Origin of the sequence: Halovenus halobia (assembly GCF_051414135.1) — an archaeon.
GTDB classification, from domain to species: Archaea; Halobacteriota; Halobacteria; order Halobacteriales; family Haloarculaceae; genus Halovenus; species Halovenus halobia.
This window is the reverse complement of sequence record NZ_JBLKOA010000011.1, coordinates 19,288-31,552: the sequence shown is the minus strand read 5'-3', so window position 1 is coordinate 31,552 and position 12,265 is coordinate 19,288. Positions and strand designations below refer to the sequence as shown.

11 protein-coding genes are annotated in these 12,265 nt (G+C 47.6%); 8 read left to right on the top strand and 3 right to left on the bottom strand.

The features are described 5' to 3' along the window. Window positions 1-106: 106 nt before the first annotated feature. A complete protein-coding gene (locus ACMGFM_RS16490) occupies window positions 107-319 on the bottom strand; it encodes a GDP-mannose 4,6-dehydratase (RefSeq protein ID WP_436903779.1) in 213 nt (70 codons plus the stop codon). 326 nt (window positions 320-645) lie between these two features. Here ACMGFM_RS16490 and galU point away from each other — a divergent pair, with 326 nt between their 5' ends. From galU to ACMGFM_RS16475, 3 genes are all read left to right on the top strand, one after another. After that, complete coding sequence (gene galU / locus ACMGFM_RS16485; RefSeq protein WP_436903778.1) at window positions 646-1,512, top strand: UTP--glucose-1-phosphate uridylyltransferase GalU; 867 nt, start codon at window positions 646-648, stop codon at window positions 1,510-1,512. After that, the gene (locus tag ACMGFM_RS16480) at window positions 1,509-2,441 is read left to right on the top strand and encodes a UDP-glucuronic acid decarboxylase family protein (RefSeq protein WP_436903777.1); all 933 of its coding nucleotides are present in this window, start codon (window positions 1,509-1,511) and stop codon (window positions 2,439-2,441) included. Before galU ends, ACMGFM_RS16480 begins: the two co-directional genes overlap by 4 nt. A gap of 713 nt (window positions 2,442-3,154) precedes the next feature. Next, window positions 3,155-3,790, top strand: a complete 636-nt coding sequence (locus ACMGFM_RS16475; RefSeq protein ID WP_436903776.1) for an IS6 family transposase — start codon at window positions 3,155-3,157, stop codon at window positions 3,788-3,790. A 285-nt stretch (window positions 3,791-4,075) separates the two neighbouring features. Here ACMGFM_RS16475 and ACMGFM_RS16470 read toward each other — a convergent pair whose 3' ends face one another. Further along, complete coding sequence (locus ACMGFM_RS16470) at window positions 4,076-4,915, bottom strand: FkbM family methyltransferase (protein ID WP_436903775.1); 840 nt, start codon at window positions 4,913-4,915, stop codon at window positions 4,076-4,078. Between the two features lie 97 nt (window positions 4,916-5,012). Next, a complete protein-coding gene (locus tag ACMGFM_RS16465) occupies window positions 5,013-5,840 on the bottom strand; it encodes a glycosyltransferase (protein ID WP_436903774.1) in 828 nt (275 codons plus the stop codon). Between the two features lie 332 nt (window positions 5,841-6,172). Here ACMGFM_RS16465 and ACMGFM_RS16460 point away from each other — a divergent pair, with 332 nt between their 5' ends. From ACMGFM_RS16460 to ACMGFM_RS16440, 5 genes are all read left to right on the top strand, one after another. Then, window positions 6,173-7,339 carry a glycosyltransferase family 4 protein gene (locus ACMGFM_RS16460; RefSeq protein ID WP_436903773.1) on the top strand — a complete coding sequence of 389 codons (1,167 nt, stop codon included), beginning with the start codon at window positions 6,173-6,175 and terminating at the stop codon, window positions 7,337-7,339. After that, window positions 7,332-8,759: a lipopolysaccharide biosynthesis protein gene (locus tag ACMGFM_RS16455; protein ID WP_436903772.1), complete on the top strand. Its 1,428-nt coding sequence runs from the start codon at window positions 7,332-7,334 to the stop codon at window positions 8,757-8,759. Before ACMGFM_RS16460 ends, ACMGFM_RS16455 begins: the two co-directional genes overlap by 8 nt. Window positions 8,760-8,923: 164 nt before the next feature. Further along, window positions 8,924-9,823, top strand: coding sequence for an alkaline phosphatase family protein (locus tag ACMGFM_RS16450; RefSeq protein WP_436903771.1), 900 nt, complete (start codon window positions 8,924-8,926; stop codon window positions 9,821-9,823). 4 nt (window positions 9,824-9,827) lie between these two features. Beyond that, complete coding sequence (locus tag ACMGFM_RS16445; protein WP_436903770.1) at window positions 9,828-10,967, top strand: glycosyltransferase; 1,140 nt, start codon at window positions 9,828-9,830, stop codon at window positions 10,965-10,967. A 172-nt stretch (window positions 10,968-11,139) separates the two neighbouring features. Continuing rightward, window positions 11,140-12,243, top strand: coding sequence for a hypothetical protein (locus ACMGFM_RS16440; RefSeq protein ID WP_436903769.1), 1,104 nt, complete (start codon window positions 11,140-11,142; stop codon window positions 12,241-12,243). Window positions 12,244-12,265: the final 22 nt, after the last annotated feature.

Here is a 12,265-nt window from a genome sequence, read left to right as displayed (position 1 = left end):
AATCACCGAATCCGGTGGTGAGTAGGGCATAACTCCCACCGGGTTTCTCAGACAGGTAGTTGCGACGGTCTCCAATCAGCAGATTGCGTGGTATTTCTCCACTAAACTAGAACAGATGGTCCCGAAGGTCGCCTCGGTGGACCGTTACGTCGTCGCTGCGATGACGGATGTTGTTGAGCTCGCCGCTGGAGGTGGCGCGCACGAAGACGTGGACATCTGCACCGCAGTCAACCAACCGGTTGACCAGATGTGATCCGACGAACCCGTCGGCTCCGGTGATAAAAACTAGCCGGTCTGTAAGCTTTGACTCAATATCCATATGATACAAATAGCATCGCTGGCCTGTCTTTTATCTATTGATGTTCTCCGGTGTGGTATCTGTGCCCGGGTGAGGTATGAAGCTAGGATGAGTAGTAACTGCCCTCACTCGTAAGTGAAGGGCATCACCACAATCAAACAACACATATTTCATTTCGTCAATTGCTTTTCCACCATTTATATGTAATATAGTCTATAAAACTCGCTTGTTGATTTATACTTTATGTATAAAAACTAGATTCAATCCACGCTCATCAGCGAAGTCGAATACCCTATCATCCCATTCAATGATAAAATGTATCTACTGGAGGCCGCGCTATTGGAATAATGAAGGTTGAGAAAGCGGTTATCCCCGCGGCTGGGTTTGGCACGCGATTCCTGCCGGTGACAAAGGCACAACCGAAGGAGATGATGCCCGTACTGGACAAGCCGACAATCCAGTACGTCGTCGAGGAGGCCGTTGAGGCCGGTATCGACGACATTCTCATTATCACGGGCCGGGGCAAGCAGGCAATCGAGCGCCACTTCGACAAGTCCTACGAGCTTGAAGAAGCACTGAAAGAGGATGAGAAGCTTGACCGGCTTGGTCGCGTACGTGATATTGCGGATCTTGCGGACATTCACTACGTCCGCCAGAAGGAACGCGATGGCCTCGGCGATGCGGTCCGGTACGCGCGCAAACACGTCGGCGACGAGCCGTTTGCGCTCCTGCTTGGCGACACAATCATCGAGAGCGGGACGCCGTGCACAGAGACGCTCATCGACGCAGCCGAAGAACACGGAGAATCCGTCCTGTCACTGGAGCGCGTCCCGTGGGCGGATGTGCCCTCGTACGGCGTGGCGGACGTCGAAGATGGCGCATCAACCAAGGATAGCTTCCCAGTCGATGACTTCGTCGAAAAACCCTCTCAGGAGGAGGCGCCGTCGAACCTCGCTATTACAGGGCGGTACGTGTTGACACCAGAGATCTTCGAGCAGCTGGAGCGCGTTGAGAAAGGTGTTGGCGGCGAACTTCAGCTCACTGATGCAATCCGTGAACTCGACTCGGTACGCGGTGTGGAACTCGACGGCGACCGGTACGACATCGGGAATATCCCAAGTTGGTTGCAGGCGAATATCGAGATGGCGCTCCGGCACGACGACGGCGAGATGAATGAGGCGGTCGAGCGAATCTTGGAGGAGCAGTCCGCATGAGTCGTATCCTTGTCACTGGGGCAGCTGGCTTCCTCGGCTCATTCCTCACCGACCGGCTGCTCGCCGAGGGCCACGAAGTCATTGGGATGGACAACCGTGTGAGCGGGCAGACCGAGAACCTTGACGATGCCTTCGAGAACGAGCGCTTCTCGTTTTACGATCACGACGTGACGGAGTTCATCCACGTCTCGGGAGATCTGGACGCTGTCTTACACTTGGCGAGCCTCGCCTCGCCGGTGTTCTACCGGGATCACCCCATCAAGACACTGAAAGTCGGTGCGCTCGGTACACACAAGACGCTCGGACTAGCCAAGAAAAAGGACGCCAAGTACTTGTTCACCTCGACGAGTGAAGTCTACGGCGACCCCGAGGTAAATCCTCAGCCCGAGGACTACCGCGGCAACGTGGACTCGTATGGGCCGCGGTCGTGCTACGACGAATCCAAGCGCTACGGCGAATCTCTCGTCCGAGCGTACCGCGACCAGCACGGACTCGATGTGTGTGTGGCGCGTATCTTCAACACCTACGGGCCGCGGATGCGACTGGACGATGGCCGTGTAATCCCGAATTTTGTCCGCCAAGCGTTGACAGGCGAGGACCTGACCGTGTACGGCGACGGCGAGCAGACTCGGGCGTTCTGCTATGTATCTGATATGATCGACGGTCTGGTTGCGCTGCTCGAGTCCGATGTCCAAGAACCGGTCAACATTGGTAATCCCGACGAGCGGACGATCAACGAACTCGCACAGGTCGTGATTGATGTCACCGGGAGCGACAGCGACATTACCCACGAGGAGCTTCCGCCGCAGGACCCGCAAGTGCGCAGGCCCGATATCTCGAAGGCTCGATCCGAACTCGGCTGGGAGCCGACCGTGTCACTCCGTGATGGTCTCGCGAAATCCATTGGATACTTTGAGGAACAACTGTAGGCCTGATTGTGCGCTCATCCTAACATAAGTAGCATTTTCATAACTTTATCCACGTTACACCTTCTCATATATATGCCAGTCAAACGCAAGTGTCCGCAGTGCCAATCAGATGGCCCTTTCAGGAAACTAAATGATAGATGGGTCTGCGAGAAATGCCTTCTTGAGACTGTCAGCACCCAGCCTGAGCCGATTGTTCTGCAAACATCCGATTCGTAGCGCTTCCTCGCATTGGTGAAAATTCACTTTTTCATCATACTGAACCGGCCGCACAGAGACCGAACGTACGTCCCTACAAGGATCGACGATAGACACCCAATTACTGGCTGTTTCGCCAGGTATGAACAACAACGGGACAAGTCCCAATAATATGTACTTATAATCACAACTTTATATTGGAATATTTAATTGACACTGGGGGCAGTCGTCGTCCGCCCACAACAGGGTGGGCTTGACCTTCCCAACCAATTCAAGCTCACAGAATTTTGTGAAATTCTACTAATTACATAATAGTATCTTTGTAACCTGGGATGTGACCGGGGCCAAAATCACGTATCCAATTTATGAGGGCTGTCTTGCGTCTCCACATTGTGAACTCGCTGGGGTCCAGTCCAGACCAGAAGGAGTACCGGCCTATCCGCTTATATAACCATTTACGCGGCAGGGCGGTGTTTAGTTAAGCATAAAAAGTGAGGCGGACCGATTTTGTGGTGCCTATGTCAAAAATCAGCCGCCTCAGCGGTAATAGCGACTGGATTGATTTGGATTTTGTGGAGCGCAAGCGGACACCCGAGCCCGTGATAAAGCTTGGTATTCAGATGCATTTGGCGGGACTATTACTTTCGAATACCATCTCTGTTCTTGATGAGTTGGGTGTCCAACGCTCTCGAAAGGCGGTGCACGACTGGGTACAGAAAGCCGATCTACAGCCGACTAGTGGCAAAACTCCGAATCAGGTTGCGGTTGACGAAACAGTGATTCGCATCAACAATCAGCAGTACTGGCTGTACGCTGCTGCTGATCCAGACACAAACGAATTGCCCCACCTGCGGCTGTTTTCAACCACGACAACCGCTCTTACCGAAATATTTCTGCGAGAACTTCGCCAGAGACGCAATGTCGAAGACGCCATTTTTCTTGTTGATGGTGCAAACCACCTCCAAGCCGCGCTTCACCGAGCAGGGCTCCGATTTCAAACCGAACGACATGGAAATCGGAATGCTGTCGAACGTACCTTCCGAGAGGTAAAACGTCGAACTTCTTCGTTCTCAAACTGTTTCAGTCACGTCGAACCAGACACTGCTGAAAATTGGCTCCAAAGTTTCGCTCGCTGGCACAATGCTCCAAACTAAACACTACCCGCGGCAGTCGGCAATTTTTTTAAATTCCTTCGTATTGAACAGATAGCGAACAATTTTGTCCATCAAAACACAAAGAAAGTGTGATATCAAATCATCCGGAATAGAGGTACACCAATCCGATACAATTTTCCAGTTGACAAGAATTAAGTTCTGAACCGTGGACGGCTATTTTTAAGCGCTGGACTTCGTAATGACTCACATAAGAACGCTGTGAAAGCGTGATATCAGAATTCCACTTGATGCACACATGTGCGGTTTCTGTCAATCTATGCTTATTTATTTAGGCTCGATCAGATATCCGGGGTTAGTGTCCTCAAGTTTATTTTTTATCTCATCGTATTCGTAATCATGATTCTCCAGTATTTGTCTGAACTTTTCCCGAGAGACGTTCTTTCTATTTAAATGAAGTTCAACGAACCCTGCGACTGACTCGATCTCATCGGAGTTCAACAAATCCTGCAATATCTGCAGTTCGACACCCTCGGCGTCGATCTTCACCCAGGGTTTTACAATTTCGTGTTCAGAACAAAATTTGCTGCCTTTGATGGAATTTATGCTATGTCGCGTATGGCTGCTGTGGCTATCTGTTGGCTGGACGGTGTGGCTCGTAGTACCGATAGCTGAAGGATCAGTATAGAAATCTATGGTTCCTGAGGAGTTACTCACAACAGCTTGATGTACGTCTATACGATGCTCCTCAAAATCATTCAAACTGATATTTTTCCGAAGTGTGTTTACATTATATGAATCCGGCTCAAATGCATGAATTTGCTGTTCTGTATTTAAACAAGCCAAAATAACTGTGTAAATTCCCATATGAGCACCTATATCCAAGATAGCATCCCGAGAATTGTTTACTCGGAGGGCTCCTATCGGAACCATCTCGTGTCCGATCATCCCATCGGTTATCGCACGGTTTGCAACGCCTAGAGTGACACGATCCCAGTACCCAAAGCGTAGATGGTGGCCTTCCCAAGTGACCTCAACATAATTTTCCCCTCTAAATTGTTGTAATTTGGAAAAGGCATTTCCTGCTGCGTACTTAAGCGACTCAGGTAAATATTTACCATATCTGAGAGCTCGGTGAACGTTCATTTGAAGTAGTTGTTCTAGCATAATAGTGCGTGGCCATATGTAATATATGATGCGGAGTAGAGTAGTCATCACCCAATGTCAGATTTGAAGGACTCTGCTTGGAAGTTTTCTTGAATAATCAGACAAGGATCCCAAGTGCCATCCTGACCGCCCGCTTCACCGTCCCGATGACGCCGCGCTCTTTGATCGAAAGTCGAATTCTTCGGGGCAAGGTCCGTGATGGCTTGACTGAGTACCCACCTGTTGAACGAGGGTAGAAAATCCGTGACCCTGTCTCAGAATTTATGCTAGACACAGCCTCATCTATCTCGTAATACTTTCCTGCCCCTTCAGTATCGAAGTCGAGGAGGCGACCGTGAAAGATCTTCACCTCTCCGACGGAATGACCAGGATATCTAAACAGGCAATTATATTCCGGGGGAATCGTGGCCAGCCTTAGGTCAGATTCGTATACAGCTTTCCGGAATGATGGCTGATCATGAGAATGCTCCATACTATATGCTTCCTTCCACTCTTTCGATAAATTTTGTACAGCATCAGTCCGAAAGGTGATAACACCCGTATTATACTCAGGGAACGATTCCGGAACTAACGCTACTTCGTTTGCTTCGCGCCTTTGATGATCATTATTATGTGCTGCGCCAATATCAAATCTATCGAGTATACTAAATAATTCTGAGATATCTCCGGCAACGTACGTATCTGTGTCCAAAAATATAGTCTTTTCGTAGGGCGATTTTCGTAGATAGTTTATTTTATCACGAAATCCATAATCCGGATCATCTACCACAATAACATTATCAAATACGTCCTTGCTGATCTTGTGGTCAGTGAAAATTGTAATTGGAATTTTACTGTTCTTTTTTTGAACTGACTCTGCTGATAGAACTGCTTCTTCTACGAAGTTTCTTCCCATCGCGATGTAAATTATGCCACACTCAGTCATTACCACATTTCTTGTGGCGAAGGGGAAATAATATTTCATCAGAAGCAGATACGATCCTCCGAACCGAGAACCCGGGCCGTACTATCAGTGAATTATCGGTGAAGATTTTAATCTTCGCAGGGTAGCTCCCCAAGGAGTGACACAACCAAGAGGCCCTGAGTAGCGTAATGTATCCGGAGTCTTCACATTAGAATTTCGCGTTCCTCAAAGGGTAGTAGGGTGGGAGTTCATACAAGTCAAAGATATTACTAATATACATTTAAGTGATCCGACTATGAAAGTCAAGTATAAAGACCAGCCTGTTCTAACAAAAATCACCATATCGAACGAAGATGATAGCGTCTAAGATATCTCTGATTGGTTACTCCGATCTCGGCACCCAGACTGGACAAGCGCTTACAAATATGTCCAGAATATTTTACGAGAAAAACCGGTTAGAGCGTGTCTATTGCAGGGGAGTAAGCGAAAGCCCGATTCCAAAGTCGGCGATATCAGAACCAATCCCATTTGGGAACTATATTCCAAAATTTCTGACTGGAGTAAACAGGTACATCTACGAAGAGTTCGATAATTACGAATATTCATCAAAACTATTTGATATTTTCACGTCTCGAAAAATTACGAAGGATATCTCATCAATCAATCTTCATTATACTCCCGGGTACACAGAGACCCTTGAGAAAGGGAAATCAGCGGGGAAAGAGATAGTCGTCCGAGGGTCCTCAGAGTTAGTTGAGGCGGCAAATGAGAGATACCGATCAGAACTCGAAAAATTTGATATAGATTTCGAGATCTCAGAAGCGCATAAAAAATACGCCCGTGATAGGAGAGTATCACTTCAGAAGGCTGATAAGGTGATTGCATTGTCAAAATTTGTCAAGTCATCATATGTAGATGCCGGCATATCTGAAAAAAAGATCACCGTCATTCCGTTAGGAATAGATGAAAGCCAGTTTCCAATGAAAAGAGAATATGAAAAATCCAATTTTACCGCGCTGTTTGTCGGGTCTGTGAATCTCTTAAAAGGAATCCCGTACCTTCTTCAGTGTTGGAACAACTACGGCTGGAAGAACAGAGAGAACGCAAAGTTGCAGTTATGTGGGAGTATAGAGCCAGAGATCAAGCCGATCCTTGAGATGTATGAGAGTGATAATATTAGTACACCGGGCGTTGTAGATCCATTAGAATACTACCACGGTTGCTCTGTATTTGTATTTCCTACCCTTACTGAGGGCTTTGCTAAGGCTCCGATCGAGGCAATGAGTACCGGAACGCCTGTGATTGTCACAGGTAACTCGGGCGTTGATGATATCATAGAGGATGGGAAAGAAGGATTCATTATACCCACCAAAGACACCGGAGAAATAGATGATAAATTACGATATTTCAAGGAGAATCCCAAAGAAATACAGCGAATGGGGGAGAAAGCTCGTGAAACCGCTAAAAAATACACCTGGGATCGACACGTCGGGAAAGTTCTGAATACGTTGGATGAGTAGAATTCTTGAGGAGGTCGTTGGCGCGAGTGGTATTAAAGTTACCAATCGTATCGTAGGATTCTTGGGTATTATTATATACACGGGATTAGTCTCGTCCAGTGAATTAGGCCAATACTTTCTATTCATCGGAATATTAGGCGTATTAACGACCGTTACAGTGTCCGGGTTGGGATCTGCCACGTTTCGAGAAATAAGTAGAGTCAAAGATCCAGATGAGACGTTTACCGCCGTGTTGATTCTAATTTTGATTTTGCTGGTTTGTCTAACGGTTGTAATCATTCCATTTGGTACAGCAATAGACAACTTCGTAGGCCGCGACATCACGATTGTTCTCCTTCTGGCACTCCCCTTAGAAGCGTTGTCGATCATACTCGGTGTTGTGTTACGCGGTGAAGAGAAGATCATTTTCAACGAACTCATCTGGCTAGCATCAAGAATAATACAGTTTTGCTTCGCGGTAACCGCTATTCAAACTGGAGAGTCCGCGTTCACGGCCGTTCTCATCGCATATTTGATTGGGAGGGCTGTTCGAGTATCTATTTCGTACGTATTTATTGACGCGAGCTTGTCGGGAGTGCCGCCACTCAAAGAATTCAGATCGCTTGCGCACGGTTGGAGGTACCTTTCGGTAATGCGATGGGGAAACTTTGGCCAACAGTGGGTGGACACACTCTTGATTGGATTCTTTCTCGCTCCCGCATCTGTGGCGGTATATGAAGTTGTCTGGCGACTGTCCTCGCTGGGATTGTTCGTCCTCAATATTTCCTCAGGAGTTCTATTTCCCCGTCTCACCAAATGGAGTGAAAGAGGAAACTCGGAAAAATTCAACTGGTACAGCAGACGCGCCTATCTATACGCAGCGATGCCTTTCGTCCCCTTAGCGCTCGGCTCTATTGTTGTTGGGGAATCCCTGCTCAGACTTTTGTATGGTTCCGAATATGTCTCTGGATACATTGCATTAGTACTCCTCCTCTTTGGCCGATTATTCCAATCTACCGATAGCGTCTCGAATAAGATCCTGATGGCTACGGACAATGACAGAGTTATTGCAACTATAACCGTTGCCGTCATTGTCGTCAATCTGGTCTCTAATGGCTATCTCATCCCGCGGTATGGTCTTGCCGGGGCAGCCACCGGAACGGGGGTTGCATTCCTGTTTGGAGCAGTGATCAAATCATGGCTGTCCGTGAAATTCACCGACGTTTCTATTCCGCTTAGGGATTTCGCCATGGTCCTGATCTCCGGCTTCTTTATGTTCACGGTAGTCTACCTGGCATCCCTACAATTCTCGGAGATACGATGGCTACAATTGACCGTATTGATTACAATCGGCGGTACAGTATTCTGTACAGTCACAGCAATCCTAAGCAGAGCTGTCTCTATTGATGTACGAGCGATATTCCTTGCATACGTGAAGTAATACAGTAAAATTTTTGTCAAAAAAGCATCCTGGATCTTAAATACGTCCGTGTTAATCTATGTCGATACCCCCAGAAAATCAAGTCAAATGCTTTGTGGATCGCTGGGTGCTGATACACAAGAGTCATTAGGTCAGTAACACACAGTATAAATTAACATATCGCAATGTACACGCTATCCGACTTAGCGCGTGGAGCCTCCGACCCCAGAGCTGCGGCTAGAGAAATCAATCGTATTATTCACACGAGAGCTGGTTCCGCGGACGGCAACCCCAATGGTGTCTCTATTTTCTCCAAAGAGTGGGACAATCTGATAATACTCGACTCCTGTCGGCTTGATGAGTTTGAGAAGGAAAGCACCCTTCCGGGAGATCTCGAAACACACGAATCATTGGGCGGGGCGACGTTTGAGTTTATACGAACTAATTTCTCGGGAATGAAACTACACGATGTAGTATACGTCTCCGCAAATAGCTGGTTTTTAAAGCTGAAAGACGAGATAGATTCAGAAGTTTACAAATATGTTGACTTACAAACAGGGGAAGATGATATCGATTACGTCGATAGAGATCTACTAATCGTAGACCCAGAATACGTAACGGAGACAGCCCTGCGAATCAATGAGAGATATCCTGACAAGAGACTACTAATTCACTACCTTCAGCCGCATCACCCGTTCATTGGGAAGGAAGGGATGGATATCGAACAGAGGTCACAGTCGCTGATTGAGGTGGTACGGAATAACAAACTGTTCAACAGCGAGTCTGTCAGGGAAGCGTACTCTGAGAATCTGAGTATCGTTCTCGCCGAAGTTGAGAAGCTACTTGAACAATTCACCGGACGGACAGTTATAACTGCGGACCATGGCGAAATGCTCGGTGACCGACACGACTACCTACCAGTCAAGGATTACGGCCACTACGGAGGGGTTTATAATAGAGTGCTAACGGAAGTTCCGTGGCTGGTTTATGACACCGGTCGCCGGAAGTCAGTCACAGAGGAGGAACCGATAAACGAAGTACACGATGAGGTCAAGAGCCGTTTAGAAAAACTTGGATACACATGACGCCATGACTGATAATGAACAGGAGGTCATCGATGTAGCATTTTTGATCGGGAATCTCAACAAGGAACACGGCGGAGGACAACAGTTGTTGTACGATATCTGTCGACAACTCCCTGAGAACGGATTTAATTTGACGGTATATTTTATGTTCGGTGAAGGAACATACCGGCCTCTTTTTAACGAAGAGGGAGTTGATGTTGTTGATATTGATGCCGACTCGAACTACGATCTAGTGGCATTTCGTCGATTGGTACACCAACTTGGCCGAGGGGATCACGAGATCTTGCACACGAACTCTCCTATTTCAGGAGTCTGGGGGCGGATTGCGGCCACGATAGTCGACGTTCCGAATATTATAAGTGTGGAACACAATATGCATCAGACTTATAAAATTCAAGCCCAAGTCGCGAACGGACTGTCTCTACCGTTAGCTGATCATATCGTAGGGGTTAGTAATGCAGTGACCGAGTCATTTCTCCCATGGGAGACCCCTCTTCTGAGATCCACTCCAAAACACACCATTGTGAATGGTGTAGATGTTGAAGAAATAGAATCTCACTTTGGAGAGTGTCGAACTGTTCTACAACAGTACACAGATTGCTCTCCAGAAGAGTTGATAATCGGCTCTGTCGGAAGATTGACTGAGCAGAAAGGGTACGAGTATCTAATTAAGGCGTTCTCAGAAGTACGTAGAGAGCATCCAACAGCGAAATTGATTCTGATTGGTGATGGCCCAAAACGAGACGAACTCGAGCAAATCGCCACTGACGAACAGGTTCGCGAATCGACTTATTTCACAGGTTACGTTCCGGAGGTGTATCCGTTTCTACCTGCATTTGACGTCGGGGTGTTCCCTTCTCTGTGGGAGGGATTACCGCTTGCCCCTGCGGAGTGTATGACAGCCAAGTGTCCAATCGTTGCCTCAGATATCCCGCCATTTAACGAGCTCTTATCAGACGCTGGGATCCTTGTACCCACGTCCAAGCCCGAGGCTATTTCCAATGAAGTATCACGTCTCCTCACAGATGAGGAAAGGCGTAAACAGCTTGGAAGGCAAGCGTACCGGAGAGTCAACGAAGAGTTTTCAATCCAGCGGACGGTGACTGAATACGCACAATTGTATCGTGAAGTCTCACATGAATGAAATCAATAAGCTACGGGGTGGAGTACAGTATTCTAGTTGGACTGGATTATTTTTGCCCCTCTGTCTCATATCGGCAATCTCTGTGTTTTTGCCTCCGGTTTTGAGCGTTCTGTTTGTTACTGTAATTGTCTTCAGTGTCGGATTTCTCTCCTACCGGTGTGGGCATTATTTGATGTCGATTCTTGCCGGTGCGCTACTGGTGAGGTTTCTCACTATTATTGCAGATCAGGTGCTCAATGTCCTGCCAACACCGCCGGTCTCTCGCGTCCATAACCAGCATACAATTGAGATCATCATCCATCTGTCCCAAGGTGAACTGTCAGCGATGCCACTTGAACCAACCCTGTGGACGTTTATGTCTTATTATCTCACACCATTTTATATTATTATCGGACAGGACCCGATAGCAGGGCGGATTGCTGTATCGGTTTCGAGTATATTCATTGGATATATATCCTACAAGATTGGTCGTTTTGTTCTCAGTAGGAACCATGCGACGTTTGCTGCCGGCCTCATCCTGTTTTGGCCAACGATTCTGTATCGGTCAGTTGTCATACAGCGCGAGATTTTGCTCACAGTCGCACTGTTGACTGTAATTCTCGCTATTCAGCACATGTATGGGACGATCACATGGAGAGACGCGATATTGGGTAGTCTTGGACTCGTTGTAATTGTCGTTTTACGTGCCGAGAATATTCTGTTAGTCGCAGCTATGATTGCAGTGGCGGGGTATCTGAAATCGCGTGACAACCCTTATCGTCTGGCCGCTATCACTATCGTAGTCTCAGTCTTTGCTACATTCTTCGTATTCAATACCGCCCAGTTCACGGGATACGGGACAGTTCTTAGTCCTGATGTCATCGATGCCTACGCTCACGGCCGGGCCCACGGTGAGGCGGCGTATCTGACCGAACTCCACTACGATACATGGTTAGACATCGTTTTGTACGCCCCACTCAAGGTTATGTACTTTTTGTTTACCCCTTTCCCCTGGCAGGTTCGGGGAGCGGTTGAATCGATGGTCGCCATCAGTGCCATCGCTCTCCTCTTCAGTACGCTGGTAGCAAAGCGTAGTATTGGTAAACTCAAAGACCAGCCCTACTATCTCGGCATACTTGCGTCCTACCTCACGACCGGAATTATCATATACTCTATTGTAGAAATGAATTATGGTGCTGCGGTACGTCGTCGAATTCAGTTCATCCCGATATTACTGCTTCTCGGGGTAATAGCCCTTTCGGATCTCAAAGTGGAGATCCATTGGCGAGACGAATGACAAAAGTCATTTGAGGCCTGTC

Coding starts and splice junctions, on each gene's coding strand:
- ACMGFM_RS16490 (WP_436903779.1), bottom strand. CDS start 319: ATGGATATTGAGTCAAAGCTTACAGACCGGCTAGTTTTTATCACCGGA.
- ACMGFM_RS16475 (WP_436903776.1), top strand. CDS start 3,155: ATGTCAAAAATCAGCCGCCTCAGCGGTAATAGCGACTGGATTGATTTG.
- ACMGFM_RS16460 (WP_436903773.1), top strand. CDS start 6,173: ATGATAGCGTCTAAGATATCTCTGATTGGTTACTCCGATCTCGGCACC.
- ACMGFM_RS16445 (WP_436903770.1), top strand. CDS start 9,828: ATGACTGATAATGAACAGGAGGTCATCGATGTAGCATTTTTGATCGGG.
- galU (WP_436903778.1), top strand. CDS start 646: ATGAAGGTTGAGAAAGCGGTTATCCCCGCGGCTGGGTTTGGCACGCGA.
- ACMGFM_RS16455 (WP_436903772.1), top strand. CDS start 7,332: ATGAGTAGAATTCTTGAGGAGGTCGTTGGCGCGAGTGGTATTAAAGTT.
- ACMGFM_RS16465 (WP_436903774.1), bottom strand. CDS start 5,840: ATGACTGAGTGTGGCATAATTTACATCGCGATGGGAAGAAACTTCGTA.
- ACMGFM_RS16480 (WP_436903777.1), top strand. CDS start 1,509: ATGAGTCGTATCCTTGTCACTGGGGCAGCTGGCTTCCTCGGCTCATTC.
- ACMGFM_RS16470 (WP_436903775.1), bottom strand. CDS start 4,915: ATGCTAGAACAACTACTTCAAATGAACGTTCACCGAGCTCTCAGATAT.
- ACMGFM_RS16440 (WP_436903769.1), top strand. CDS start 11,140: ATGTCGATTCTTGCCGGTGCGCTACTGGTGAGGTTTCTCACTATTATT.
- ACMGFM_RS16450 (WP_436903771.1), top strand. CDS start 8,924: ATGTACACGCTATCCGACTTAGCGCGTGGAGCCTCCGACCCCAGAGCT.